This window comes from Streptomyces polyasparticus (assembly GCF_014493765.1).
GTDB classification, from domain to species: Bacteria; Actinomycetota; Actinomycetes; order Streptomycetales; family Streptomycetaceae; genus Streptomyces; species Streptomyces polyasparticus.
Map to the genome: position 1 here is coordinate 56,653 of NZ_JACTVJ010000002.1, position 26,452 is coordinate 83,104.

24 protein-coding genes are annotated in these 26,452 nt (G+C 70.2%); 13 read left to right on the forward strand and 11 right to left on the reverse strand.

What is annotated here, in order from left to right; genetic code table 11:
- Positions 1–6: 6 nt before the first annotated feature.
- Complete coding sequence (gene pta, locus H9Y04_RS02370) at positions 7–2,088, reverse strand: phosphate acetyltransferase (protein ID WP_187811950.1); 2,082 nt, start codon at positions 2,086–2,088, stop codon at positions 7–9.
- Between the two features lie 400 nt (positions 2,089–2,488).
- Here pta and H9Y04_RS02375 point away from each other — a divergent pair, with 400 nt between their 5' ends.
- Positions 2,489–3,514 carry an ATP-dependent 6-phosphofructokinase gene (locus H9Y04_RS02375; RefSeq protein WP_187811951.1) on the forward strand — a complete coding sequence of 342 codons (1,026 nt, stop codon included), beginning with the start codon at positions 2,489–2,491 and terminating at the stop codon, positions 3,512–3,514.
- A gap of 244 nt (positions 3,515–3,758) precedes the next feature.
- Here the strand turns inward: H9Y04_RS02375 and H9Y04_RS02380 are convergent, their stop codons facing one another.
- Complete coding sequence (locus tag H9Y04_RS02380) at positions 3,759–4,445, reverse strand: helix-turn-helix domain-containing protein (protein ID WP_187811952.1); 687 nt, start codon at positions 4,443–4,445, stop codon at positions 3,759–3,761.
- Positions 4,446–4,582: 137 nt separating this feature from the next.
- Here H9Y04_RS02380 and H9Y04_RS02385 point away from each other — a divergent pair, with 137 nt between their 5' ends.
- From H9Y04_RS02385 to H9Y04_RS02395, 3 genes are all read left to right on the forward strand, one after another.
- The gene (locus H9Y04_RS02385; protein ID WP_187811953.1) at positions 4,583–5,848 is read left to right on the forward strand and encodes a hypothetical protein; all 1,266 of its coding nucleotides are present in this window, start codon (positions 4,583–4,585) and stop codon (positions 5,846–5,848) included.
- The gene (locus tag H9Y04_RS02390) at positions 5,839–6,936 is read left to right on the forward strand and encodes a hypothetical protein (RefSeq protein WP_187811954.1); all 1,098 of its coding nucleotides are present in this window, start codon (positions 5,839–5,841) and stop codon (positions 6,934–6,936) included. The genes H9Y04_RS02385 and H9Y04_RS02390 overlap by 10 nt, the downstream gene beginning before the upstream one ends.
- Before the next feature lie 157 nt (positions 6,937–7,093).
- A complete protein-coding gene (locus H9Y04_RS02395) occupies positions 7,094–8,317 on the forward strand; it encodes a glycoside hydrolase family 64 protein (RefSeq protein WP_187811955.1) in 1,224 nt (407 codons plus the stop codon).
- Between the two features lie 27 nt (positions 8,318–8,344).
- On the opposite strand, the gene H9Y04_RS02400 is transcribed toward H9Y04_RS02395, so the two are convergent.
- From H9Y04_RS02400 to H9Y04_RS02410, 3 genes are read right to left on the reverse strand one after another with little or no spacing between them, the layout of a single operon-like run.
- Positions 8,345–9,172 (reverse strand): carbohydrate ABC transporter permease, encoded by an 828-nt coding sequence (locus H9Y04_RS02400; RefSeq protein ID WP_187811956.1) that lies wholly within the window; start codon positions 9,170–9,172, stop codon positions 8,345–8,347.
- A 1-nt stretch (position 9,173) separates the two neighbouring features.
- The gene (locus tag H9Y04_RS02405) at positions 9,174–10,109 is read right to left on the reverse strand and encodes a carbohydrate ABC transporter permease (RefSeq protein ID WP_187811957.1); all 936 of its coding nucleotides are present in this window, start codon (positions 10,107–10,109) and stop codon (positions 9,174–9,176) included.
- Positions 10,110–10,115: 6 nt separating this feature from the next.
- A complete protein-coding gene (locus H9Y04_RS02410; protein ID WP_187811958.1) occupies positions 10,116–10,274 on the reverse strand; it encodes an Arc family DNA-binding protein in 159 nt (52 codons plus the stop codon).
- A 29-nt stretch (positions 10,275–10,303) separates the two neighbouring features.
- Here H9Y04_RS02410 and H9Y04_RS02415 point away from each other — a divergent pair, with 29 nt between their 5' ends.
- Positions 10,304–11,527 carry an RNA-guided endonuclease InsQ/TnpB family protein gene (locus H9Y04_RS02415; RefSeq protein WP_187811959.1) on the forward strand — a complete coding sequence of 408 codons (1,224 nt, stop codon included), beginning with the start codon at positions 10,304–10,306 and terminating at the stop codon, positions 11,525–11,527.
- A gap of 33 nt (positions 11,528–11,560) precedes the next feature.
- On the opposite strand, the gene H9Y04_RS02420 is transcribed toward H9Y04_RS02415, so the two are convergent.
- From H9Y04_RS02420 to H9Y04_RS02430, 3 genes are all read right to left on the reverse strand, one after another.
- Positions 11,561–12,931 (reverse strand): extracellular solute-binding protein, encoded by a 1,371-nt coding sequence (locus tag H9Y04_RS02420; protein WP_187811960.1) that lies wholly within the window; start codon positions 12,929–12,931, stop codon positions 11,561–11,563.
- Positions 12,932–13,114: 183 nt separating this feature from the next.
- The gene (locus H9Y04_RS02425; protein ID WP_187811961.1) at positions 13,115–13,792 is read right to left on the reverse strand and encodes a response regulator; all 678 of its coding nucleotides are present in this window, start codon (positions 13,790–13,792) and stop codon (positions 13,115–13,117) included.
- Positions 13,793–13,815: 23 nt separating this feature from the next.
- On the reverse strand, positions 13,816–15,435 hold the full coding sequence (locus H9Y04_RS02430; RefSeq protein ID WP_187811962.1) for a sensor histidine kinase: 1,620 nt from the start codon (positions 15,433–15,435) through the stop codon (positions 13,816–13,818).
- A gap of 174 nt (positions 15,436–15,609) precedes the next feature.
- On the opposite strand from H9Y04_RS02430, the gene H9Y04_RS02435 reads away from it, so the two are divergent.
- Entirely contained in the window at positions 15,610–16,986 is a 1,377-nt protein-coding gene (locus H9Y04_RS02435; RefSeq protein ID WP_308800836.1) for a cation:dicarboxylate symporter family transporter, read from the forward strand.
- Positions 16,987–17,056: 70 nt separating this feature from the next.
- On the opposite strand, the gene H9Y04_RS02440 is transcribed toward H9Y04_RS02435, so the two are convergent.
- Positions 17,057–17,500, reverse strand: coding sequence for a MarR family winged helix-turn-helix transcriptional regulator (locus H9Y04_RS02440; RefSeq protein ID WP_187811964.1), 444 nt, complete (start codon positions 17,498–17,500; stop codon positions 17,057–17,059).
- A 78-nt stretch (positions 17,501–17,578) separates the two neighbouring features.
- Between H9Y04_RS02440 and H9Y04_RS02445 the strand changes: the two genes are divergently transcribed.
- Positions 17,579–17,956 (forward strand): DoxX family protein, encoded by a 378-nt coding sequence (locus tag H9Y04_RS02445; protein ID WP_236070540.1) that lies wholly within the window; start codon positions 17,579–17,581, stop codon positions 17,954–17,956.
- 79 nt (positions 17,957–18,035) lie between these two features.
- Here H9Y04_RS02445 and H9Y04_RS02450 read toward each other — a convergent pair whose 3' ends face one another.
- On the reverse strand, positions 18,036–18,677 hold the full coding sequence (locus tag H9Y04_RS02450; RefSeq protein ID WP_187811965.1) for a TetR/AcrR family transcriptional regulator: 642 nt from the start codon (positions 18,675–18,677) through the stop codon (positions 18,036–18,038).
- Between the two features lie 123 nt (positions 18,678–18,800).
- Between H9Y04_RS02450 and H9Y04_RS02455 the strand changes: the two genes are divergently transcribed.
- The 4 genes from H9Y04_RS02455 to H9Y04_RS02470 all read left to right on the forward strand — a co-directional run bounded on the left by H9Y04_RS02455 (position 18,801) and on the right by H9Y04_RS02470 (position 22,160).
- A complete protein-coding gene (locus tag H9Y04_RS02455; protein ID WP_187811966.1) occupies positions 18,801–20,468 on the forward strand; it encodes an MFS transporter in 1,668 nt (555 codons plus the stop codon).
- Between the two features lie 255 nt (positions 20,469–20,723).
- Positions 20,724–21,185, forward strand: coding sequence for a MerR family transcriptional regulator (locus H9Y04_RS02460; RefSeq protein ID WP_187811967.1), 462 nt, complete (start codon positions 20,724–20,726; stop codon positions 21,183–21,185).
- Between the two features lie 5 nt (positions 21,186–21,190).
- Complete coding sequence (gene trxA / locus H9Y04_RS02465; protein WP_308800847.1) at positions 21,191–21,523, forward strand: thioredoxin; 333 nt, start codon at positions 21,191–21,193, stop codon at positions 21,521–21,523.
- Between the two features lie 109 nt (positions 21,524–21,632).
- Positions 21,633–22,160 carry a hypothetical protein gene (locus tag H9Y04_RS02470; protein ID WP_187811968.1) on the forward strand — a complete coding sequence of 176 codons (528 nt, stop codon included), beginning with the start codon at positions 21,633–21,635 and terminating at the stop codon, positions 22,158–22,160.
- Here H9Y04_RS02470 and H9Y04_RS02475 read toward each other — a convergent pair.
- A complete protein-coding gene (locus H9Y04_RS02475; RefSeq protein ID WP_236070541.1) occupies positions 22,098–23,021 on the reverse strand; it encodes a helix-turn-helix transcriptional regulator in 924 nt (307 codons plus the stop codon). The genes H9Y04_RS02470 and H9Y04_RS02475 overlap by 63 nt on opposite strands.
- A 155-nt stretch (positions 23,022–23,176) precedes the next feature.
- Here H9Y04_RS02475 and H9Y04_RS02480 point away from each other — a divergent pair, with 155 nt between their 5' ends.
- Positions 23,177–23,956 (forward strand): NAD(P)H-dependent oxidoreductase, encoded by a 780-nt coding sequence (locus tag H9Y04_RS02480; RefSeq protein WP_187811969.1) that lies wholly within the window; start codon positions 23,177–23,179, stop codon positions 23,954–23,956.
- Between the two features lie 160 nt (positions 23,957–24,116).
- On the forward strand, positions 24,117–26,381 hold the full coding sequence (locus tag H9Y04_RS02485) for a HelD family protein (RefSeq protein WP_187812119.1): 2,265 nt from the start codon (positions 24,117–24,119) through the stop codon (positions 26,379–26,381).
- The last annotated feature ends 71 nt before the right edge of the window (positions 26,382–26,452 follow it).

Sequence of the window (26,452 nt, forward strand, 5' to 3'; positions counted from 1 at the left end):
GGGGGCTTAGGCGGAGGGGGCGGGGGTCTGAGCCTGGATCGCCGTGATGGCGACCGTATTGACGATGTCCTGCACGAGGGCACCGCGCGACAGGTCGTTCACCGGCTTGCGCAGACCCTGGAGCACAGGACCGACGGCGATCGCGCCGGCCGAGCGCTGCACGGCCTTGTACGTGTTGTTGCCGGTGTTGAGGTCGGGGAAGATCAGCACGCTGGCCTGGCCCGCCACCTCGGAGCCCGGCAGCTTGGTCGCCGCGACCGAGGGCTCGACGGCCGCGTCGTACTGGATCGGGCCCTCGATCTTCAGGGCCGGGTTCTGGCTCCGGGCCAGCTCGGTGGCCTCGCGCACCTTGTCGACGTCGGCGCCCTTGCCGGAGGTGCCCGTCGAGTACGAGAGCATCGCGATCCGCGGCTCGACGCCGAACTGCTCGGCGGTGACGGCCGACTGGAGCGCGATGTCCGCGAGCTGCTCGGCGTTCGGGTCCGGGTTGACCGCGCAGTCGCCGTAGACGAGGACCTTGTCGGCCAGGCACATGAAGAAGACCGAGGAGACGATCTTCGCGTCCGGCTTGGTCTTGATGATCTCGAAGGCCGGGCGGATGGTGGCCGCGGTGGAGTGCACCGAACCGGAGACCATGCCGTCCGCGAGGCCCGTCTGGACCATGAGCGTGCCGAAGTAGTTGACGTCCACGACGACGTCGTTGGCCAGCTCGACCGTCATGCCCTTGTGGGCGCGCATCTGCGCGTAACTCTCGGCGAACGTCGCGCGCAGTTCGGAGGTGGCCGGGTCGATGATCTGGGCGCCGGACAGGTCGATGCCGAGGTCGGCGGCCTTCTTGCGGATGGCCTCGGTGTCGCCGAGCAGCGTCAGATCGCAGACGCCGCGGCGCAGGAGCACGTCGGCGGCGCGCAGGACGCGGTCCTCGGTGCCCTCGGGCAGCACGACACGGCGCTTGTCCGAACGGGCCTGCTCGATCAGCTTGTGCTCGAACATCATCGGCGTGACCTTGCCGCTGCCGGACACCTCGACGCGCTTGAGCAGCTCCGCGCTGTCGACATGGCGCTCGAAGAGGCCGAGCGCGGTCTCCGCCTTGCGCGGGGTGGCGGCGTTCAACTTGCCTTCGAGCGCGAAGAGTTCGGCAGCGGTCGGGAAGGAGTTGCCGGCCACGGAGATCACCGGGGTGCCGGGCGCGAGGCGCTCGGCCAGGCGCAGGATCTCCTGGCTGGGGCGCTCGTTCAGCGTGAGCAGCACGCCCGCGATCGGCGGCGTACCGGCGTTGTGCGCGGCGAGCGCGCCCACCACCAGGTCGGCGCGGTCGCCGGGGGTGACGACCAGGCAGCCCGGGGTCAGGGCGTTGAGGAAGTTGGGCAGCATGGCACCGCCGAACACGAAGTCCAGGGCGTCGCGGGCGAGTCCGGCGTCGTCACCGAGCAGCACCTTGCCGTCCAGGGCGTGGGTGATCTGGGCGACGGTGGGCGCGGCCAGGGCCGGCTCGTCGGGCAGCACGTAACAGGGCACCTGGAGACGGGCCTCCAGACGCTCGCCGATGACCTCGCGGTCCTCGGCGGCGACCCGGTTGACCACCAGGGCGAGCAGATCGCAGCCGAGCGCCTCGTACGCGCGGTAGGCGTTGCGCGCCTCGGCCCGTACGGACTCCGCGGACTGGTTCTTGCCGCCGACCACGGGCAGCACCGACGCGCCGAACTCGTTCGCGAGCCGGGCGTTGAGCGCGAGCTCGTCGGGGAGCTGAGTGTCGGCGAAGTCGGTGCCGAGTACGAGGACCACCTCGTACTCGCGCGCCACCTGGTGGAAGCGGTCGACGATCCGCGAGACCAGTTCGTCGGTGCCCTTCTCGGCCTGCAGCGCGGAAGCCTCGACGTAGTCCATGCCGTAGACGCTGGACGCGTCCTGGGTGAGGCGGTAGCGCGCCCGAAGCAGGTCGAAAAGACGGTCCGGGCCGTCGTGGACGAGCGGGCGGAACACGCCCACCCGGTCGACCTGACGGGTCAGGAGCTCCATGACTCCCAGCTCGACCACCTGCCGGCCGTCGCCCCGGTCGATCCCGGTCACGTACACGCTGCGCGTCACGCGTGCTCTCCGTTCCTTCGCGTCTGCGTCTGTCGACTGCATCTGTCGTCCGCTGCCTCGCGGGCCTCTTCGGCCCGGCAGCCGTCTTCACTCGTCTGTCCTGATTGTCGGCGGACAGACGTTCTCGCGCCTGCGGTATGGGTACGAGCGTTCGTACGGTGATCCACCGCGACGGAGGTCGCAAAATTACCCGTTATGGTGGGCTTGACCTCTTGACAATACCTCCGCGGATGGATAGAGCGCCCGCCGGACCTAGGGCCTGGTGCGGTGGGACAAAGGGCCCGAAAGGTCCCTTGCTCGGCGGTTGTGGCGGAGTAGGTGAAAGCGGCACACCTGTGTGGCCCGTGGAACAATCGGACCGGGCTCACGCGTACGACTAGCGACCAGGAGACACAGCACGATGCGTATCGGAGTTCTGACCGCAGGCGGCGACTGCCCGGGCCTGAACGCAGTGATCCGGTCGGTCGTGCACCGCGCCGTCGCCGCGCACGGGGACCAGGTCATCGGTTTCGAAGACGGCTACAAGGGGCTGCTCGACGGCTACTACCGCCCCCTCGACCTCACCGGCGTGAGCGGCATCCTCTCCCGCGGCGGCACGATCCTCGGCTCGGCCCGTCTGGAGAAGGGCCGCCTCGAGGACGCGGTCGCCAACGCGCCCGCGCTCGCCAAGAAGCTCGGTATCGACGTCCTCATCCCGATCGGCGGCGAGGGCACGCTGACCGCGGCGCGCATGCTGTCGGACGCCGGGATGCCCGTCGTCGGCGTACCGAAGACGATCGACAACGACATCAACGCCACGGACCGCACGTTCGGCTTCGACACCGCTGTGGGTGTTGCGACCGAGGCGATGGACCGCCTGAAGACGACCGCCGAGTCGCACCAGCGCGTCATGGTCGTCGAGGTCATGGGCCGGCACGCGGGCTGGATCGCGCTCGAGTCCGGGATGGCCGGCGGTGCGCACGGCATCTGTCTGCCGGAGCGGCCGTTCGACCCCGCCGACCTGGTGAAGATGGTCGAGGAACGCTTCGCGCGCGGCAAGAAGTTCGCCGTGATCTGCGTGGCCGAGGGTGCGCATCCCATCGACGGCTCGATGGACTACGGCACCGGTGAGATCGACCAGTTCGGCCACGAGCGCTTCAAGGGCATCGGTACGGCCCTGGCCCATGAGCTGGAGCACCGGCTCGGCAAGGAGGCCAAGCCGGTGATCCTCGGCCACGTCCAGCGCGGCGGCACGCCCACCGCGTACGACCGTGTCCTGGCGACGCGGTTCGGGTGGCATGCGGTGGAGGCTGCGCACCGGGGGGAGTTCGGGAAGTTCACCGCGCTGCGGGGGACGGATATCGACATGGTGCCGCTGGCGGATGCGGTGTCGGAGCTGAAGACGGTTCCGGAGTACCGGATGGCCGAGGCGGAGTCCGTTTTCTGAGCCTGCTGCTCGGCTTCGGCGGGCCCCTGGCTTTTGCCGGGGGCCCGTTGCGTTTCGGGTGCGGGCCGTTGCGCCTGCGGCGGGCTTTTCTCCCCGCCCCGCCCCTTCCCGGCTGTGACATTTTGCGGCTCCGCCGCGTGGGGGGCTGCGCCCCGGACCCCGACATCCGAACTTCGTTCGGATCTGCTCAAGCGCCGCAGGGGCTGAGCCCTCCAAGGACCCGAGCCCCATGGGACCTCCGACCTCAATTCGCCCGGACGCGAGACCAGAAATGGTCGAGGACCTGGGCCAGGAACTGCCGCGCCCCCTCGCCGGTGTCGCCGGAATCACCCCAGCCGAGCGTCGCCGTCATGCGGCCGTGGTACTCCTCGTGGAGGGATTCCAGGGCGCGTTCGATGTGGCGGGCGGGGACCGGGACCAGTTTGCCGACCGGTTTGACGTACGGCTGCCAGCGCGCGGTCGCCGCGCTGGTGAGCAGTTCCGTCAGACGGGCGTCGCGGCCCGTGACCGTGGCGAAGGCGCGCGGGGACAGGCCGAGCACCTCGGCGAGCACGGTCGACTGGCGCTCGCTGCCGCGCCAGTCGTCGGCCTGCTCCATCTGCAGATACGTACGGTGGTCGAGCCCCACCGCCCGCGCCACGTCCTCCGGGGCGAGCCCGCGTGCCAGGCGGTGCTCGCGCAAGGTCCGTGCCGCGCCGAGGAGTTCGCCGGGCGTGCACCACAACGCACCGGCCAGGGCGGTCAGTTCGCTGCTGGTGGGCGCGGCGATGCCGCGCTCCCACGCGAGGACGGTGTCCGGCGTGATGTGGGGCAGCCCGTAGCTCGCGCGGATGCCGTACGCCACATGCCCGGGCGCCATGCCGAGCGCCTCGCGCAGCCGGCGGGCGGCGAGGGCGTTGAACGGCGGAGTGGTCTGAGACACGGCGGTCACGCTAGGTGCGGGCGTGGCCCGTGGCTACGGTGCGTTCGCCCAGGATCACTCCTCGTAGGAATCTACGGCTCTGATAGTTTCCGGATTCGGATCGACCGGTTGTGTCTTCGGCCGGCGGGGGACTCGGGGGAGGGCTCATGGGGCGGGTGCCTGCGCGCCTGCGCGCACCGCTGGTCGCGGGCCTGGCGTTGGTGCTGCTCGTGGGCGTGGCCGTGGTGGTGCTGTCGTCCGGCGACGAGGAGGGCGGCCATCTCGCGTCGAACCGGGCCCAGTTGAAGCGCGCCTGCGGCGGTCTGCTGCCGTACGGGGAACTGCGGGATCTGGTCCCGGACGACGTACGGGGCGAGGCCGAGGCGTACGGCACGCAGCTCACTCCCGAAGAGGAGAGCCGCGCTCTCCTGAACTGCTCGGTGACCTGGCCGGACCGGGGCGGTGTCGAGGTGCGGGCCATGCCCGTGCTCTCGCGGCTGCCCGAGCCGGCGACGCTGGTGTCGGCGGAGCTGGCGCCGGGCGCGGGGAGCGACGCGGACTTCGAAGTGCCCGGCGTGACCGGGCGGGCGGGGGAGGCCACGCCCGCCTGGCTGGTCGCCGAGTGCCCGGCCGGGCTCGACACCCGCGCCCGTGCCGTCTCCGCCCTGTACGTGACCGCGACCGTGACCCGGTTCGGCGCGGGCGCGCGGCAGCCCGGTCCGAAGGCGCGGGCGCTGCGGGAATTCCGTGTCGCGGTGGAGGTCGCCAACGCGCTGACCGCGGCGCAGAAATGCGGGTCCGAGGCGATCCCGCTGCCCGCCGAGGTGATCGACACATACGAGGCCGAGGTCACGAGCGATCCGGACGGCGGCAACATGGAGGTCGAGGACGTCGACATCCCGGGTCTCGACGCCGCCAAATGCCGTGGCCTGGCGAAGGAGTTCCCCGGCAACTGGTCCGTCGCCGGCGATCTGCAGGAGTCCCGGCTCCTGAGCGTCTGCGACGCGACCGTGTACGACCGCGCGGATCCGTCGGCGGACACACCGGATCTGGAGCAGGGCGATGTGGACCACGTGTCCGCCGCCAGCTGGACGGATCCGCTGGGCGAGTCCGTGGACGCCGAGTACGGGCGCGACGGGGACAGTTACGGGTTCCGCGCGGGGGAGCGCACCAAGGAGCTCCGCGAAGGCGAGCCGGTGGAACTCGCCCTCTGGGCCGGCGGCCGGTGCGCGGCCGGCCGCACACTGCACCAGGTCACCGTCTCGCTGTACCGCGGCGGACGATCCGGCGCCTTGACCGAAGACGAGCGCACCCGGTTCTCGCGGCAGGCGCGCACAGCGCTCGACCGGTACCTCGCCGACCCCGCGGGCTGGCCGCAGCGGCAGCGCTGCCATGACACGAAGGTGCTCGGAGAGGTGGAGGGATGGCGGTGAAGCGGCGGCTGGTGCTGCGGATCGCGGGCGCAGCGGTCGTGCTCGCCGTCCTGGTCCCCGGATATCTCTGGCTGCACGGCGACTTCCGGCGCTGGGACGACGAGGCGAAGCTCGACGCCGCCTGTGACGGCCTGCTCGACCGGGCGGCGATCCGCGAGGTGCTCGGCGACGGGGACGTCGGCGTGCGCGAGTGGGACGGCCCCGCGCACCAGGTGCGCTGCGAGGTGGTCGTCGAGGGCGGCGGCCGGGTGGAGGTGCGGGTGGCGGACGAGACCGTGATCGGCAGTTCCGTGTCCGACCTGTACGTGTACCGGGGGACCGGGCGGGCGACGCCTTCCGTGCCGGTCGGCGGCGGATGGTCCGGTCTGTTCGGCGCGCGTCCACGCGGCGTCGACGGCGAGGACTTCGACGACGTGACGACGGCCCTCACACTGCGCTGCACCGCGGGGGACGCGAAGAGCCTGATGGTGGCCGTGGAGACGGATCCCGCCGAGGCGGGCCCCCTCGACGATCCCGCGAACCGGCCCGCGTATGCCCGGATCGCCGAGACCACGGCCCGCAAGGCCTCCGACGTACGCGGCTGCGACGCGGAGCCGGGGCGCAAGGTGCGCAGCCTGCGGCTGCCCGTCAGCCAGGACGAGTACAAGCCGCTGGCCGAGGCGGACGGCACCTGCGCCGGCATCGAGCCGGTGAGCGGGGTGCGCAGCGCACTGGAGACGGCGCGGGACGGTGCGCCGTACGAGGTGTGCCTCCTGAACGGGCCCGACGGCAGCCGGCGTTACGAGCTCGCGGCGGCCTTCGGCCCGTACGCGCTGCTCGAGTTCGAGGAGAACCGGACGTACGGCGCGCAGGACCGCCCCGTCGGAGATGTCCCTGCCCGCAACCGCAAGCGCGCCGACCAGTCCGGCTGGACGACGGCGAAGTGCCCGGACGGGACGGCCGTCTTCACCTTGCTCGCCGTGGGCCGCCACGAGGACAAGGGTTCCGCGTTCGTCTCCGGAGACCTCGCCCAGGAGCGGGCCGTACTGAAAGTCTTCGCCGAACGCTCGGCCGGGGCCCATGGCTGCCAGGCGCCCGCAACTCCCTGACCAGGAAAGGTACGGACCAGAGGTCGTCAGGCCTTATCTCTTCACTTCTTGAACGAAATGGAGGGGCGGGAGCGCTCCCTGCGTGAAGTCTTGACGCCTTCCCCGGTGCTCGCAACAGTGGGCTCACCCCACACCCCCCACCACAGGAGCGCCGATCGTGATATCGCGCAGACTGTTCCTCGCGGGCGCCACGGCGAGCGCCGCCGCTGCCGCAGCCTCCCTGACCCTGCCGTCCCGGACCGCGGGTGCCGCCGCACCCGCGACTTTTGAACTGGCCCTGGAGAACAAGTCGTTGGCCGGTACCGTACGTGCCTACGTCACCGGCCACGAGCAGGCCACCGGCAACTGGGTGCTGCTGCGGGCCGACGGCGGGATCTACCGGCCCGAGTCCCCCTCCGCCCCGCAGACACCGCTGCCCGTCGACTGCGCCATCCCGCTGAACCCGGCCGGTGCCGCACCGAAGGTCGTGACGCTGCCTCAGATGTTCGGCGCGCGCGTCTACTTCGTCCGTGACGACACCCTGGACTTCTTCCTCAACCCGGGCCCCGGCCTGGTCGAGCCGGCCTTCGCGACCCCCACCGACGCGAACTACGGCAAGATCTGGTCGTTCTGCGAGTTCACCTTCAACACGCAGCAGCTCTTCGCGAACATCAGCTATGTCGACCTGGTGACCGCGCTGCCCATCGGTCTGCGCCTGGAAGGCGACGCCACCCACACCGTCGCGCCGCTGCCCGACGGCGCCGTCGAACGGATCGCCGGTGACCTCCAGGCACAGGCCGCGCGGGACGGTCAGCCCTGGGACCGGCTGGTCATCAAGGACGGCGGCGGCAAGGTGCTGCGCTGCATCTCGCCGCAGAACCTGATGGCCCCCTACTTCGACCGGCCCGACCAGATGCCCTTCCGCGACGTGTGGAACGGCTACATCGACCAGGTCTGGGAGAAGTACCGCGGCACCGATCTGCGGATCGACCTGCAGGGCGGCCGGGGGGTGTTCACCGGCCGGGTCAGCGGCGACACCCTCGTCTTCGGCGGCGGCCACGCCTTCCCCAAGCCGAGCTCGAAGGACATCTTCACCTGCAACCACGGCCCGTTCACCAACAACCCCTCCGACCCCGACGACAAGAAGGGCCTGCTCGCGCGGCTCGCCGCGGGGTTCAACCGCAGCATCATGCTCACGCACCCCGACCAGCCGAACGGCGTGACCGCCGGCGACTACTACCGGGACGCCACCACCAACCACTGGTCGCGGATCGTGCACGCCAACGCGCCGATCGGCTACGCCTTCCCGTACGACGACGTACGCCCCGACGGCCAGCCGGACGTCTCCGGCGCGGCGCACGACGGCAACCCGCGCCGGTTCACGGTGAGCGTGGGCAGCTAGGGGCGGCCCGCACTCCTGGCCTCCCCGTCAGCCCTTCACCGCACCACCGAGCGCGAAGCCCCCGCCCAGACGCCGCGAGATCAGCACGTACAGCAGGATCACCGGGGTCGAGTAGATGACCGAGAACGCGGCCAGCTGGCCGTACACCACCGTGCCGCGGTTGCCGAAGAAGTCGTTGATCGACACCGAGGCCGGCATCTGGGCGGGGTCGAGCAGGAGCATGAAGGGCACGAAGAAGTTGCCCCACATCATGACGAACGAGAAGACCGTCACGACCGCCACCCCCGGACCCATCAGGGGGAGCACGATCCGGAGCATCGAGGTGAGCGTGGACGCGCCGTCCGTCCACGCCGCCTCCTCCAGCTCCTTGGGGACGCCGTCCATGAAGTTCTTCATCAGCCAGATGGCGAACGGGAGTTGGGACGCGGCGAAGAAGAAGATCACCCCGTGCATCGTGTCGATCAGCTCGATCTGCACGAACAGCGCATAGACCGGGACCATCACCGCGGTGATCGGCAGACAGGTCGCGAAGAGGATCGTCAGGAGGAAGGGACGGTTGAAGCGGGTGCGGTAGCGCGAGAGCGGATACGCGGCGAAGGCCGCGCACGCGACCGTGAGCGCCGTCGCCCCGCCGCACAGGATCAGGCTGTTGAGCAGCGGTGTGAAGGTGATCTCGTCGACGAGTACGGCGTCGTAGTTGTCGAAGGTCCAGCTGCCCGGCAGCTTGACCTTCAGATTCGCCTCGGCGTCGAGCGAGGAGAGCACCACCCAGGCGAGCGGCAGCACGAAGGCCGCGGCCACCACGAGCAGCCCCAGGTCGGCGGCGAGACGGCGCTGCGTCCGGCGGTTCGCCATCTCAGACCTCCGTCCGCAGCAGCCGCATGTATACGAGGGAGAAGAGCGAGCCCACGATGAGCAGGAGCAGCGCCACCGCGGTCGCGTAGCCGATCATGCTGTTCTGGAAGGCCTGTTCGTACATGTACAGGGGCAGGGTCTGGCTGCGGCCGCCCGGGCCGCCGCGGGTCATCACCCAGATCAGGCCGAAGACGGAGAGCGTCTGCAGGGTGTTGAGCATCAGGTTGGTACCGATGGAGCGGCGGATCATGGGCAGCGTGATGTGCCAGAGCCGGCGCCAGCCGCCCGCGCCGTCCACCTCGGCCGATTCGACGACCTCTTTCGGGATCTCGTTGAGCGCCGCCGAGTAGACCAGCATCGAGAAGGCCGTGCCGCGCCAGACGTTCGCGAACGACACCGCGAGGATCGGCAGCGTGAACATCCAGTTCTGCGACGGGAGATGGAGGAAGTCGAGGATCGCGTTCAGGGTGCCCTCGCGGCGGAAGAACGCGTACAGGAGAAAGCCCGCGACGACCTCCGGGAGCACCCACGCGGTGACCACGATCCCGCCCGTGACGGTGCGCACCGTCTTCGAGGCGCGCTGCATCAGCAGGGCGAGACCGAGGCCGAGGGTGTTCTGGCCGATCAGGGACGAGAGCACCGTGAAGACCAGCGTCAGCCAGACGGCGTTGAGGAAGTCCTCGTCGCCGAAGGCCTCACGGAAGTTGTCGAAGCCGATGAACGAGGACTCGGCCTGACCGGTCAGCTGGAGATCGGTGAACGCGAGATAGACGCAGTAGCCGATGGGCCCCGCCAGGAACGCGAGCAGGAGCAGTACCGCAGGCGTCAGGGGCAGGGCCCTTGTCAGCGAGCGTTTCACCGGACACCTCCGAGGATGACCTGGCGCCCGGGCCGGGGAGGGCTTGGTGCCCTGCGGGGTGGAGCAGGGAACGGCCATGTGCCGTCAGGACGATTGGTCGCTATCGGATGCGTCATCGCGTGTGGACTCAAGCCGGTGCAGGATTTCGGAGTTGAGGGACCTGCGGGCGGACTTGGCTTCGACGACGAGCCATTCGTGCAGGTCGGAGGGTAGGCGGAGTGTGATGCGCACTTCTTGACCCATGAGCCCAACTGTAGTGTCGGTATGGTGTCATGAAGACACCGCGGGCATCGAAGGACGCCGGGCGAGCCCGGTACACCTTCCGCCTTCGCATGTCGTCGACCGCCCGCACCGCGCTGCTCGCCGAGTGGGGCCGCTGTCGCTGGGTGTGGAACGAATGCGTCGCCAAGTCCCGTGCCGTGCACGCCCACAACCGCGAACCCCCCGATGACAAGCGGACGTGCGGCCCGGCCCAACTCGACAAGATGCTGACCGACGCCCGCGCCCGCATGCCTTGGCTGGCGGAGGGCGCCTCCGTGCCGCAGCAGCAGACCATCAGGGACTTCGCCAAGTCCCGCGCCAAGGCGATGAAGGACATCGAAAACCGGCTGCCTGGGCGGCAGCGGGCCGGAATGCCCCGGCCGAAACGAAAGCGCGCGACGCTGCCCACCTTGAACTGCACACGGCGTGGGTTCCGCCTGAAAGACGGTGGTCTGCACCTCGCGGGTGGCATCAGTCTGACCGTGGTGTGGTCGCGTGAACTGCCCGCCGCACCCTCCTCGGTGCGCGTTTACCAGGATGCCCTGGGCCACTGGTACTGCTCGTTCGTCGTCGCCGCCGAAGTCCAGCCGTACCCTGCGACCGGTGCCGTCCTCGGCGTTGACTGGGGCGTGAAGGAAACAGCCACCACCACATCCGACGCCCACGATTTGCCCCACCCGCAGCACGGACGCAATGCCCAGCCGAAGCTGAGCCGGTACGACCGAATGGTGGCACGCCGTAAGCCGAGGAAGGGCCAGGCTTCCTCGAAAGGCCATCGTGCGGCGAAGAAGTCGCGCGCCAAGGTCTATGCGAAGATCGCCCGGCAGCGGCAGGACACGGCCCGCAAGTGGGCCAAGCGCGTCGTGCGCGACCACGATGCGATCGCCGTCGAGGATTTCCGGCCGAAATTCCTCAGCCGTACCACCATGGCCCGCAAAGCCGCCGACGCGGCGATCGGCGCCACCAAGACGGCCCTGATCGAGATGGGCCGCAAGCACGGGCGGGACATCCGCCTCGTGTATCCCGCGCACACCACCATGGACTGTGCGTCGTGCGGAGCGAGAACCAAGCACGCACTTCCTCTTTCGGAACGTACCTACACCTGCACCGCGTGCGGAGCCGTCTCGCCGAGGGACAAGAACTCCGCCCACGTCATGCTGGTCCGGGCAGGTCTCAACCCGGCTGGTGCCGAGGGCATAAGCCCTCCGGGAGCGCTGCTCCCGGAGGCGGCCTGAGCCAGGAATCTCCTCCGTTGGGGAGGAGAGGATTCAATTCTTGATGACTTCGCCCTTGGTGACGGAGTCGAGCTCCTCGTCATACGCGGAGGCCGCTTCGTCCACCGAGGCATCGCCCGTCGTGACCGACTCCATCGCCTCCTGGATGGCCACCGACACCTGCGGATACGCGGGATACGCGGGCCGGTAGTGGGTGAACTCCACGAGGTCCGTGAAGAACTTGATGCCGGGCTGCGCCTTCACGTACTCCGGGTCCCCGGCGACGTCCTTGCGTACGGCGATACCGGAGTTGGCGATGTACCAGCGCTGGGCGTTCTCCTTGGTCTGCATGGCCTTGATGAACTCGAAGGCCAGATCCTTGTTGGCCGCCTTGTCGGGGATCGCCCAGGTCCAGCCGCCGGACATGGACACCTTGCCGGGCGCCTGGCCGTGCTGCGTCGGCATGTACGCGAGGCCCAACTCCTCGGACCACGTGGGCCATTCGTGCCCGGAACCCTCCAGCCAGTCCTGCGGCAGCCAGGAGCCGTCGAGGTTGATGGCCAGCTTCTCCTCGGGAAGCAGCTCACCGCGTACGCGCGTGCCGATGTTCGGGTCGAGCGCGTCCTCGACGGACGGGCCGAGCTTCTCCTTGTAGACGGTCTCCACGAAGGCGAGTGCGTCCTTGAAGCCCTGGCCGCCCTGCACCCACTTCTTCTGCGCCGGGTCGTAGAGCGGGTCCTCGCCCGTCCCGTACAGGAGCATCTCGAAGCCCTGCATCGTGGACTGTTCGCCGCCGGGCTTGCCGGTGTAGACGTTCAGCGGGATGACCCCGGGCACCTTCTCCTTGATGGTGCGGGCGGCGTCGAGGATCTCGTCCCAGTTCTTCGGCTGCCAGTTCTCCGGCAGTCCGGCCTTCTTGAACAGGGCCTTGCTGTACCAGAGCCCGCGGGTGTCGGTTCCGTCCGGTACGCCGTACGTCTTGCCGTTCTCGGCCTTCGCCGCGGCCTGTGCGGTCTCGATGAACTGCGGCCAGTCCTTCCACTTCTCCAGATACGGGTCGAGTGGGGTCAAGTACCCGCTGGTGATATCGGAGTTGATGAGGAAGGTGTCCTCGTAGACGAGATCGGGAGCCGTCTTCGCCGAGCGCAGCATCTGCTGCACCTTCGTGTAGTACTCGGCGTCCGGGGCGTTGATCGGGATGAGCTCGACCTTCTTGCCCGGATTCTCCTTCTCGAACTGCTTCTTGATGGAAGCGAGGAAGTTGTCCTGGACCTTGATGGACTTGTCCGTGGACTGCTTGAACGAGACCTTGAGGGTGTCCGGGTCGTCCCCGGAGTCATCACCGCAGGCGGTCAGCGTGGTGGCGGCGAACAGGGCTGCTGCGCCGAGAACGAGGGGCGCGAGGGAACGCTTGGGACGACGCACGGGACGACCTCCTACGAGCCTGCGGGGCGGCTGCGGGGTTGCGCTACGGCGTAATGCGTTAGGGCTGTCCGCTGAACGTACGGTCGCCGTTCAGCGAGGGTCAATGCCCGTGCGTACGCGGAGATCGGTTCCGTGACAACGTTGTTATCCGGCAAGGGAGTCGGCCGGCCGAAGGCCGTGCACTCAGGCCGTGACCCAGCGATAGTGCAGCTCCGGCCGCCCCACCTGCCCGTACTGTGGAGCCCGCACCGCGCGGCCGGACTCGACCAGATGCTCCAGATAGCGCCGGGCGGTGATCCGCGAGAGCCCGGCCGTCTCGGCGGCCGCCGCGGCGCTCAGGCCCTCGGGCGCGGCACGCAGCGTGGTGATCACGCGGTCCAGGGTGGGGGCGCTGAGCCCCTTGGGCAGCGCGGCCGGCCGGGGTGCGCGCAGCGCCCCGATCGCCCGGTCCACCTCGTCCTGCCCGGAGGCCTCGCCCGCCGCCGTACGGAACTCCGCATACCGTACGAGGCGGTCGCGCAGTGTCGAGAACGTGAACGGCTTGAGCACGTACTGCACCACGCCGAGCGAGACGCCCTCGCGGACCACGGCCAGATCGCGGGCCGAGGTCACCGCGATCACATCGGCCTGGTGGCCGGCCGCGCGCAGACTGCGGGCCAGCTGCAGACCGTGTCCGTCGGGCAGATAGAGGTCGAGCAGGAGCAGGTCGACCGGGGTGCGTTCGAGGACCCGGCGGGCCTGTGCGCCGGAGTGCGCCTTGGCCACGGCCCGGAAGCCGTGGACGCGGTTGACGTACATGACATGCGCGTCGGCTACCACCGGATCGTCCTCGACGACGAGCACGCGGATGGGCTCGCTCACGCCCGTGCCTCTGGTGGGCTCGCTCACTGCCGTACCTCTCTCATGTGCGCACCCGTATCTCTCCTCGGCTCTCTTTGCAGCGGCAGCCGGACGGTGAACTCGGCGCCCCCGTCCGGGGATTCGCTCACCGCCACCGTGCCGCCGTGGCGCTGTGCCGTCTGCCGTACGAGCGCGAGGCCGAGGCCACGGTTCGGGCCCTTGCCGGACCAGCCGCGGGCGAACACATCCGTGCCGGCGGGCACGCCCGGGCCGTTGTCGGACACGTTCAGGAGCAGCTCGTCGTGGACCACCACCGCTGTGACGGTCACCGCGCCGCCCGGGGTGCCGGTCGCCGCGTCCACGGCGTTGTCGATCAGATTGCCGAGCACGGTGACCAGGTCACGGGCGGGCAGCGTATCCGGAAGCAGCCCGTCGTCAAGCCGGCTGTCGGGAGAGACCTCGAGCTCGACGCCGCGCTCGTTGGCCTGCGCGGCCTTGCCGAGGAGCAGCGCGGCGAGCACCGGTTCGCCGACCGCGGTGACCACCTGGTCGGTGAGGGCCTGGGCCAGTTCCAGCTCGGCCGTGGCGAAGTCGACGGCCTCGTCGTACCGGCCCATCTCGATCAGGGAGACCACGGTGTGCAGCCGGTTCGCGGCCTCGTGCGCCTGGGAGCGCAGCGCCTGCGTGAACCCGCGCTCGTGGTCGAGCTCACCGGTCAGGGCCTGCAGTTCGGTGTGGTCGCGCAGGGTCGCCACGGTGCCGCGCTGCTCGCCGCCGGAGACCGGGGAGGTGTTGACGACGAGTACGCGGTCCGCGGTCAGATGGACCTCGTCCACCCGCGGTTCGGTGGCGAGCAGTGCGCCGGTGAGCGGGGCGGGCAGGCCGAGTTCGGCGATGTTGCGGCCGACCACGTCCTCCCGTACGCCGAGGAGTTCGCGCGCCCCGTCGTTGAGCAGCGCGATCCTGCGCCGGCCGTCGAGCATCAGGAGGCCCTCGCGTACGGCGTGCAGCGCTGCCTGGTGGTAGTCGTGCATCCGGCTGAGCTCGGCGGCGTTCATGCCGTGCGTATGGCGCCGCAGGCGGGCGTTGATCACATACGTGCCCAGGCCGCCGAGCGCGAGGGCGCCGAGTGCCACGGCGAGCAGGCCGGCGAGCTGGCGCTGCACCTGGTCGTCGATCTCCTCGATCTTGATCCCGGCGCTGACCAGACCCACGATCCGGCCCCGGTCGTGGACGGGTGTGACCACCCGGACGGAAGGGCCGAGTGTCCCCGTATACGTCTCGGAGAAGGTCTTTCCGTCGAGCGCGGGGCCGATGTGGCCGAGGAACCTGTCGCCGATGTGCTCGGTGTTGGGGTGGGTCCAGCGGATGCCCCGGGGATCCATGATCGTGACGAAGTCGACGTCGGCGTCCTGGCGTACGGCCTCCGCGTAAGGCTGCAGGAACACGGTCGGGGCGTCCCCGCGGATCGCCTCGCGCACCGAGGGCGAGTCGGCCACCGCACGCGCCGCGGCCGTCGCCTGCCGTACGGCGGCGCTCTCCGCCTGGCGGTGCGCGGTGACGTACGCGAACACGGCACACCCGGCCACGACGACCGCGACGAGCACGACCTGCATGGCGAAGAGCTGGCCCGCGAGCGAGCGCGGCCTGGGTATCCGGGGCATGGCGTCAGTGTGCCTGGCCGCGTAAGCGCGAACTAAATGTACGCAAGGGTGACCCCGCTCACGTGCTGATGGATATTCACCGGGACCGCCGCCGGGGCAAGCCCCCGAGGGCCCGGGCCGCGCAGGGGACGGACCGGGACGGCGGGACTTGAGCCGTAAGTGCAGGGAGGCACCGTGGCAGCCACGACGACAGGCAAGCGGGACAGAACGCATTACCTCTATATCGCGGTGATCGCCGCGGTGGTGCTCGGCATCATCGTCGGCTTCGCGGCGCCCGGTGTCGCGGTCGAGCTGAAGCCGATCGGCACGGGCTTCGTGAACCTGATCAAGATGATGATCTCGCCGATCATCTTCTGCACGATCGTGCTCGGCATCGGCTCCGTACGGAAGGCCGCCAAGGTCGGCGCCGTCGGCGGCATCGCCCTGCTCTACTTCACCGTGATGTCGATGGTGGCGCTCGCCATCGGCCTGGTCGTCGGCAACATCATCGACCCCGGGACGGGTCTCGCGGTGACCGACGCCGTCAAGGAGACCGGCCACGCACAGGTCGACGCGGAGGCCAAGGACACCGTCGAGTTCCTGCTCGGCATCATCCCGACCACGATGGTCTCCGCCTTCACCGGCGGCGAGGTCCTGCAGACCCTGCTGATCGCCCTGCTCGCGGGCTTCGCGCTGCAGGCCATGGGAGACGCGGGCCAGCCGATCCTGCGCGGGGTCGAGCACATCCAGCGCCTGGTCTTCCGTATCCTCGCCATGATCATGTGGGCAGCGCCGATCGGTGCCTTCGGCGCCATCGCCGCCGTCACGGGCTCCGCGGGTCTCGATGCCCTCAAGTCCCTGGCCGTCCTGATGCTCGGCTTCTACATCACCTGCGTGCTGTTCGTCTTCCTCGTGCTCGGCGCACTCCTGCGGATGGTCGCGGGCATGAACATCCTCACGCTCTTCAACTACCTGGGCCGTGAGTTCCTGCTGATCCTGTCCACCTCGTCCTCCGAGTCGGCGCTGCCGCGCCTCATCGCGAAGATGGAGCACATGGGCGTCAGCAAGCCCGTGGTCGGCATCACCGTCCCGACCGGCTACTCCTTCAACCTCGACGGCACCATGATCTACATGACCATGGCCTCGCTGTTCGTCGCGGACGCCATGGGGACGCCGATGTCGATCGGCGAGCAGATCCCGCTGCTGCTCTTCCTGTTCGTCGCCTCGAAGGGCGCCGCCGGTGTCACCGGCGCCGGCCTCGCGACGCTGGCCGGCGGTCTGCAGTCGCACAAGCCGGCCCTGGTGGACGGCATCGGTCTCATCGTCGGCATCGACCGCTTCATGAGCGAGGCCCGCGCCCTGACCAACTTCGCGGGCAACGCGGTGGCCACGGTCCTCATCGGCACCTGGACCAAGGAGATCGACCGCTCGCGGGTCGACGAGGTCCTGTCCGGACGCGCCCCGTTCGACGAGCGCACCCTCCTCGACGACGGGCACGGCTCGGCGCCGGATGCCGGCGCGGACGCCGTACCGCTGCAGAAGAGCGGCGAGAAGGAGGGCGCGGCGGTCTGACCGTCTCGCTGTACGCAGCGGAGCCCGGCACCCCCAGGTGGAGTGCCGGGCTCCGCTGCGTTTCGGTGGCTCACTCGCCGCAGCTGAAGTTCTCCGGAGACGTACGGAGCTTGTCCAGGAGCCTGCGCAGGGAGGCGAGTTCGCGCTCGGACAGGCCGGCGAACAGCTCGCGCTCCACCGCGTCGAGCGCGGCATCCGCCTTCCGCAGCCGCTCGGTGCCCTCCGGGGTGATCTCCACGATGTGTCGGCGCCGGTCGGCGGGATCGCGCCTGCGGTGCACGAGCTCGTCGTTCTCCAGGCCGTTGAGCAGGGCCACGAGCACACTCGGGTCGACGTCGAGCCCTTCGGCGAGCGCCTTCTGCGAGACGGGACCGTCCGCCAGCAACTGCAGGGTGACCACATGCCGCGGGCTCAGCCCCGCGGTCGCGACGGCTTTGCGGATGAGGCCGTCGGTGATGTTCCCGTGGAACGCGAGCAGGAACGCGGGGCGGTAGGTGACCTCTCGAGCTGCCATACGGACACTGTAGCCGGGGATCCATTGTGGAACCGGGAAAATGATTGATAGTCTTCAACGATATCGAACCCTCTATGGTTGAGGGTACTCGAAAACATTGGAGTGCTCATGTTCCTCGCGTATGCGATCGTCGCCGCCCTGCTCGCCCTCGTCCTGGCCGCGTCCGCGACGTTCACCTTCGCCCGCAATCCCGCCATCACGGACTCGATGGGCAAGGTGGGTGTGCCCGATTCCTGGCTGCCACGGCTTGCGTCCCTGAAGGCGGCCGGCGCGCTGGGGCTGCTCGCCGGGCTCGCGGTCCCGTTCATCGGGACGGCGGCCGCGGTGGGCGTGGTCCTCTACTTCATCGGGGCGGTCATCGCCCATCTGCGCGTCAAGGACTACGAGTTGGCGCCGGCGGCGGTGCTCGTGCTCGTCGCCGTGGCGGCGCTCGTGCTGCGGGTTGCCTCTGCTTGAGCGGTGGCGGCGCTCGTGCTGCGGGTTGCCTCTGCTTGAGCGGTGGCGCTCGGGAGAGGGCCGCACCCGGAGGTGCGGCTCAGGAGGGCAGTTGGGCGACCAGGGCGTTCGCCCCGGAGGCGGGCACTCCCGCGGCGGTCAGGCTGGTGACCGCGGCGGCGGGGCCCGCCTTCTCCGCGTCAAGGAAGCCGTCGTTGACGGCCTGCATCAGGCCGAAGAGCACCTGCTCCTGTACGAGGGCGAGCGCGGCGGCCGGCAGCGGTGAGGTGAACACCCCCTGGTCCAGGCCCTGTTGGAGCAGCTCTGTCAGGTGCTCGCGGTGCGGGGCGAGCCGGTCGCGGATGTCCTCCATCGTGCCGCTGCGCTGGGCCAGCGAGACGAGCAGGCGGTAGCGGTCGGCGACCTGCCAGACGGCCAGGGTGTGCCGGGCCAGGGTGCCCGCCGGATCGCCGGCCGGGTCCCCGGGCTCGGCAGCCAAGGCCTCGCCGATCGCCTCGATCGCGCCGTCCGCGATCGCGACGATCAGCGCCTCGCGGCTCGGGAAGTGCCCGTACACCGTGCGCCGTACGACCCCCGCCGCGCGCGCGATCTGGTCCATGGAGGCGTCCGGGTTGCGCAGCAGCTCCGTACGCGCGACCTCCAGGATGCGGCGGCGGTTGCTGTCGGCGCGGCTCGGGCGGTCCTGGGGCGCAGTGCTCGGGCTCACGCGGTCCTGGTTCATGCGTCCATTTTGCACAGCGCTGTGCAGTCACGTAAATTGCACAGTGCTGTGTAATTGCACAGTGCTGTGCAAGTGACGGCGCACGGTGCTGTGCCCTGAGTGGAACGGAAGGCGGCCCGCGTCATGCGCCTGGTCATGAAGGAGCCCGTGGAGAAGATGAGCGGGCCCTACGCCCGCCGCTGGTGGGCCCTCGGCGTGCTCTGCCTGAGCCTGCTGATCATCGTGATGGCCAATACGGCCCTGACCGTCGCGGCCCCGGACATGACCACGTCGCTGCACCTGAGCAGCGCCGATCTGCAGTGGGTCATCGACGGCTACACCGTCCCGTACGCCGCCCTGATGCTGCTGCTCGGCGCGATCGGCGACAAGTACAGCCGCCGCGGCGCCCTGATCCTCGGCCTCGTGGTGTTCGGTGGCGGCGCCGTCGCGGGCTCGCTCGTGGACAGTTCGACCGGGGTGATCGCGGCCCGTGCCGTGATGGGTGTCGGCGCCGCGATGATCATGCCCGCGACGCTCTCGCTGCTCGCGGCCACCTTCCCCAAGCGCGAGCGCGCCAGGGCCATCGTGATCTGGACCGCCACCGCGGGCGTCGCCATCGCCGCGGGACCGCTGGTCGCCGGACTGCTCCTGGAGCACCACGGCTGGGCCTCGACCTTCCTGATCAACGTGCCGATCGCCGCGCTCGCCATCGCCGGCGCACTGGTCCTCGTACCGCCGTCCAAGGCCGACCACCACGACCGCATCGACTTCGTGGGCGGCGTCCTGTCCGTGATCTGGATCGGTGCGCTCGTCTACATGATCATCGAAGGCCCGCACTTCGGCTGGGGCGTCAACGCCATCACCGCCGCGGTCGTCGCCGCCGTCGGCCTTGTCCTGTTCATCGTCCGCGAACTGCGCCACCCCAAGCCGGTCCTTGACGTCCGCCGCTTCGTGCACCGCGGCTTCGCCGGCTCCAACCTGGCCGTCGCGCTCTTCTTCCTCGCGGTGTTCGGCGCCTTCTACTTCCTCACGCAGCATCTGCAGTTCGTCCTCGGATACGGGGCGCTCGACACCGGTATCCGTATGCTGCCGCTGGCCGGCGCGGTCTTCGTGGGCTCGGCGCTCACCGGCTTCCTCACCCCGCGCCTGGGCATGCGGGTCACCGTGACCGCGGGCATGGTCGGCGGTACGGCGGCGCTCGCGCTGCTCACACAGGTGGACGCGGCCTCCTCGTACGGCACGTTCGTGCTGCCGCTGATCCTGCTCGGCCTCTCGATCGGCCTGGCGCTCTCGCCCTGCACGGACGCGATCATGGGCGCGTTCCCCGAGTCGGAGCTGGGGGTCGGCGGCGCCGTCAACGACACCTCGCTCGAACTCGGCGGCTCGCTCGGCATCGCGATCCTCGGCTCGGTGCTCGCGAACACCTACTCCTCGCACCTCGCCACGGCCGCCTCCGGCACGAAGCTCCCCGGTGACGCCCTGGCCACCGCCCAGGACTCGGTCGGCGCGGGCTACGGCGTCGCGCAGGGCATCGGCGAGCAGGCCCGCGCCCTCGCGGGCAAGGCCGCCCAGGCCGCGACACCCGAGCAGGCGGCCCAGCTCAAGGCGCAGGCCGAGCAACTCGCCCATGGCGCCGGGCAGATGGCGGACGCGGTCGGCTCGGCCTTCTCGGACGCGGTGGCCCACACCAGCCTGGTCGGCGCGGTGATCCTCGGAGCCGGCACGCTCCTGGTGGCGGCCCTGCTGCCGCGCCGCGCGAAGAGCTCGCCGGAGGCGGCGCAGGAGCGGACGCCGGAGCGGTCCGGCGTCTGAGGGTGTGGAGCGGCGGGCGCCCGAGGGGCGGGGCTCGGCCGGTCGAGGAGTATCGGACGGCAGCGGCCACAGGGGGCGATGACCCCGCGGCCGCCGTCGCCGACCGCGACGATCGTGCTCGGCTCGTGCCCCCCCGGCCGTCGCGGCCGCCCCGATCGCGACGAGCTCGGCGCAGGCGCCCCGATGCGCTCCGTCCGCGCCGGATTCCCCCGCACGCTTTCCTTGACGTCGGCGTCAAGGATTACCGTCGGGGACATGCGAATCGGCGAGCTGGCCGAGCGGGCCGGGACCACCACGCGGACGCTCAGGTACTACGAGTCGCGCGGGCTGCTGCCCGCGCGGCGGGGCACCAACGGGTACCGGGCGTACGACGAGAGCGATCTGCGCCTCGTCGAGCAGATCAAGGTGCTGCAGGACTTCGGGTTCGGCCTGGAGGAGACCCGGCCGTTCGTGGAGTGTCTGCGGGCCGGCCATCCGGAGGGCGACTCCTGCCCGGCCTCGCTTGAGGTGTACCGGCGCAAGCTCGACGAACTCGACGCGCTGATCGGCGAGTTGGCCTCCGTACGGGCCAAGGTGCGCGGTCAGCTGGAGCGCGCCGAGCAGGCGCGGGCCCGGCTCGCGGCCGAGGCCGCGCTGCCCGGCGGACCCGAGCCGCTGTGCGAGCTCTCCGATGCGCTGATGTCCGACGAGGCAGTACCTAGGGAGAACGTGGGGTGAGGACCGTGGTGAAGGCCGAGGGTGTGCCCGAGGTGACCGACGCGGATTTCGAGCAGGAGGTGCTGAAGGCCGAGCTGCCCGTGCTCGTCGAGTACACGGCCTCCTGGTGCGGACCCTGCCGGCAGCTGGCACCCGTGCTCAGTGAGATCGCCCGCGAGGAGGGCGAGCGTCTGAAGGTGGTGCAGCTGGATGTGGACGCCAACCCTGGTACGACGACGGCGTACGGTGTCCTGTCGATGCCCACGCTGATGGTGTTCAAGGGCGGTGAGCCGGTGTGGCAGGTGGTCGGCGCCCGCCCCAAGCGCAAGCTGCTCGCGGAGCTGGCCGAGGTGGTCTGAGGACCGTCCGGTCCGGGACTCGTTCGGATCGCTGCGCTGGTGGGGCGGTTTCGGAAGGCCGAGGGTGGAGGGGAACGACCTCCGCCCGTACGTCTCCCGGAGCCGCCCCATGCGCCGTCCGCCGCGCCCGCCCGTGCGGGCCCTTCTGCCGCTGCGACCGCTCGCCCTCGCCCTCCTGCTCGCGCTCACAGGCGCCACGGCCGCACACGCTGCAGCCGCACCCATCACGGCACCCGCCTCAAGCGCGGCCTCCGCCCCCTGCGAAGACCCACGTGACCAGGCCCGCAGCGTCCTCGCCCGCGGACTCGCCGTCTACGCGCCGCACCTCACGCCCGCCCAACGCGCCGAACTGGCCGACCACTTGGTGCGGAACGTCCTCGTACCCGCCGTACGGGATGAGAGCGCCACGGCGCTGCTCGCCAAGGTCCGTCCGCTGGCCGCGCTCACCCGGGGGGACGTACAGCAGGGCACGGCCGTCTTCCGGGAGCTCCTGCACGTGGCCGCCGCCGATCAGAGCGCGAGTGCTCCCGTGCGCCTGGCGACGTCCGGTCTGGAGCGCGACCTCGTCAACGCCCTAGGCCTGATGGCCGTGTTCGCGGACGCTCTCGCCGATCTGAGCGCGCCTGCCCGGAGCTGAACCGGAGCGGCCCGGAGCCGCGTCCGCACCGTCCGCGCCCATCCCCGCGAGCAGCCGAAGGGCGTCCTCGGTCGGGCTGCCCGGGGGAGCGGAGAGCACGATCAGCTCCATGCCCGAGGCGTCGGGCAGCGCGAAGTTCTCCTGGTGCAGTTCGAGCAGGCCGACCAGCGGATGGCGGTAGGCCTTGCGCCCGTGGGTGCGGGCCTTCACATCCGCCCGGGCCCACAGCCGCCGGAACCGGTCGCTGCCCATCGCCAACTCCCCGATCAGCGAGGCCAGTCGGGGATCGTCGGGGTACTGCCCGGCCGCGAGGCGCAGATGCCCGACCACGTCGAGCGTGCACTGCTCCCAGTCCGCGTAGAGCCCGCGCTCGGTCTCCTCCAGGAAGATGTGCCGCGCGGTGTTGAGTCCCGCCGTCGGCCGCCCGTAGAGCAGCTCGGCGAGCCGGTTCCCGGCCCGTACGTCAAGGCGGTGGTCCAGGATCAGCGCGGGCGCGTCGCGCACGAGGTCGAGCACGCGCAGGAGCTCGGGGCGGACCCGTACGGCCGGTGCCTTCGTGCGCCGCCGTCGCTGACGCGCGAGCCGGTAGAGGTGCTCGCGCTCGGTCTCGTCCAGACCGAGCACCCGCGCGAGCGCGTCGAGCACCTGCTCGGAGGGCTGCGTCGCGCGGCCCTGCTCCAGGCGTACGTAGTAGTCGACGCTCACTCCGGACAGATGCGCGACCTCTTCGCGGCGCAGCCCGGCCACCCGCCGCCGGCCGTCGGTCGTGATGCCGACGGCCGCCGGGTCGACCCGGGAGCGCCGCGTCCGCAGAAAGCCCGCCAGATCCTCCGTGGCACCGAGTCCCGCAAGATCGTCCATGCCCCCAAGTATGGCCTCGGGGTACGCCGCCGAGGGTGGCCCTGCCAGTACCAGGAACTCCGTTCCGACGGAAGCGGCGCCCCTGAACAACGCGCGCCGCAGAGCCCAGGATCAAGGCATCCGATCCGATGCACGACCGATCCCGGGGAGTTCCCATGAAGACGCTGATCGTCCACGCCCACCCCGAACCGAAGTCCCTCAACAGCTCGCTCAAGGACGTCGCCGTGGCCACCCTGGAGGGTGCCGGGCACGAGGTACGGGTGAGCGATCTGTACGCGATGAACTGGAAGGCGGCCGTGGACGCGGGGGACTACGGTCTCGACGCGTCGAGCCGGCTGCATGTCGCCCGCGACTCGGGCCACGCCTTCGAGACAGGGACACTCGCCGAAGAGGTCCGCGCCGAGCAGGAGAAGCTGCTCTGGGCGGACACCGTGATCTTCCAGTTCCCGCTGTGGTGGTACTCGATGCCGGCGATCCTCAAGGGCTGGGTGGACCGGGTGTTCACCTATCGCTTCGCGTACGGAGTCGGCGAGCACAGCGAGGTCAAGTACGGGGAGCGCTACGGCGAGGGCACGCTCGCGGGCAGGAAGGCGCTGCTGTCGGTGACCGTCGGCGGCCCCGAGGCGCACTACGGACCGCGCGGGATCAACGGCCCGATCGACGATCTGCTGTTCCCGATCCAGCACGGGATCCTGTACTACCCCGGCATCGAGTCCGTACCGCCGTTCGTCCTGTACGGCACCGACCGGATGACCGAGCAGGAGTTCCCCGACGTGGCCAAGGCCTGGCGGGAGCGGCTGCTCGCGCTGGAGACGACCGAGCCCATCCCGTACCGCCGGCAGAACTTCGGCGACTACGAGATCCCGTCGCTGCAGTTGAAGGAGGGGCTGGAGCCCGTGGGACGCACGGGATTCGGGCTCCACGTACGGGCATGAGAAAACCCCGGCCGATTGACAGCCGAGGCATTTCCCCGCGTATATTGGGTGTTTCTGTGCACACAGAAAAGGGCCTCTCGAAGAGGCCCAACGAACACACCATAACCCGCGAGGAGCTGAATTGTCAACCGGGTCTACGGGCGAAATCGCGTCCGAGGAGCTGCGGAGCGAGCAGGAATTCGTCGCCCGCGTGTATGCGCGTCTCGGGCAGCTCCAGGAGGCGGCCGAGCAGTCCGCCGAATCGGCCCTTGCGCAGGTGGGGACCGGGCGGCAGGCCCGTCTCGAGCGGGATGTCGCGGCCTTGGAGAAGGGCCGTCTGGTCGCCGAGCTGAACGGTGTGGAAAACGGCCTGGTCTTCGGGCGTATTGATCTCAATCATCCCGACAATCTCGTCGAGGAACGGGACAACTTTCACATCGGGCGTATCGGAATCCGCGCCGACGACCGTGAGCGCACCCCGATTCTGATCGACTGGCGTGCCGATGTCGCACGGCCTTTCTATCTCGCGACCAGCCATGTGCCCATGGGTCTGCGCCGGCGCAGACACATCACCATGCAGGGGCACGAGGTCCTCGCGCTGCACGACGAGATCCTCGACCTGACCGACGAGGAGCGCACCGGGTTCGAGGACCCGAACGGCGACGCCGTCCTGCTCGCCGCCCTCAATGCCGCCCGTACGGGGCGGATGGGCGACATCGTGCAGACCATCCAGGCCGAGCAGGACCGCATCATCCGCGCACCGCACCAGGGCGTGATGGTCGTGGAGGGCGGACCCGGCACCGGCAAGACGGCAGTCGCGCTGCACCGGGCCGCGTATCTGCTCTACGCACAGCGTGAACTGCTCGCCAAGCGCGCCGTGTTGATCGTCGGTCCGAACCCGGCCTTCCTCGGCTACATCGGGGAGGTGCTGCCCTCGCTCGGCGAGACCGGGGTGCTGCTCGCCACGATCGGCGAACTCTTCCCCGGCGTGCACGCCACCGGCGAGGACACCCAGGGCGCGGCCGAGGTGAAGGGCCGGGCCGCGATGGCGGAGATCCTGGCCGAGTACGTGAGCGACCACCAGTCCGTGCCCGACATGGTCCTGGAGATCGACCACGAGGACCACGGCACGCTGCTCATCGACCGCGCCATGGCCGAGGAGGCCAGGACCGCCGCGCGCGAGATGCGGCTGCCGCACAACCTCGCGCGCCCGTACTTCGCGTTCCGTATCGTGGACGCGCTGACCGAGCAGCTCGTCGAGCGCATCGGTGCCGACCCCTTCGGCGGCCCGAACCTGCTCGGCCCGGACGACACCGCACAGCTCGGCAAGGACGTCGCGACCAGCGCCGCGGTGCACGGCGCCATCGCGGAGCTCTGGCCGGAGCTGACACCGCAGCGGCTCGTACGGGAGTTCCTCGCCGATCCCGTCGGCTATCTCCCGGACGCCGACGCCGAGTTGATCAAGCGCACCGGCGGTGCCTGGACCTCCGCCGACATCCCGCTGCTCGACGAGGCGGCGGAACTGCTCGGTGTGGACGACTCGGCCGAGCGGGCCCGCCAGGAGGCCGAGCGGCAGCGGCGGATCGAGTACGCGCAGGGCGTCCTCGACCTCTCGTACGCCTCGCGCACCTACGAGTTCGAGGACAAGGAAGAGCTCGACGAGGACGCGGCCGAGGTGCTCTCGGCGCACGACATCATCGATGCCGAGCGGATGGCCGAACGCCAGGAGGAGGCCGATCTGCGCAGCGCCGCCGAGCGGGCCGCGGCCGACCGCACCTGGGCGTTCGGGCACATCATCGTGGACGAGGCGCAGGAGCTGTCGGCGATGGCCTGGCGGCTGCTCATGCGCCGCTCGCCCACCAAGTCGATGACGCTTGTGGGCGATCCGGCCCAGACCGGGGACGCGGCCGCGCTCGGCTCGTGGTCCTCGATCCTCGCGCCGTACGTGGGCGACCGCTTCGAGCACGTACGGCTGCGGGTCAACTACCGCACCCCGTCGGAGGTGATGGACCTCGCCGCGGCGGTCCTGCGCACCGAGCACCCGCAGGCGCAGCCGCCCGCCTCGGTGCGCTCGACCGGGGTCCCGCCGTGGATCAGCCGGGTCGCGGCCGACGAGCTGCCGGCGGCGGTCGCGGAGGCCGTGGGCCGTGAACTCCCGGAGGAGGGACGGCTCGCGGTGATCGCCCCGCGCGAGCTGCACGCGGCCCTCGCCGCGCGGCTCGACGGGGTGCGGCCGAGCACCGTGCCGGACCTCACGCAGCGGGTGGTGCTCCTGGACGCGCGCCAGTCGAAGGGCCTGGAGTTCGACGCGGTGCTGCTCGTGGAGCCGGCCGGGCTCGCCACCAGCGACCTGTACGTGGCGCTCACCCGCGCCACCCAGCGCTTGGGCATCCTGCACACGGCCGACCTGCCACAGAGCCTCGCGGAGGCGGCCGCGGCGCGTTAGATGCCGTACGCCTGAGCCCGTGTGTCCCTGCGCCCGCCTGCGTATCCCCGGCGGGCGCAGGGACTCTGCCC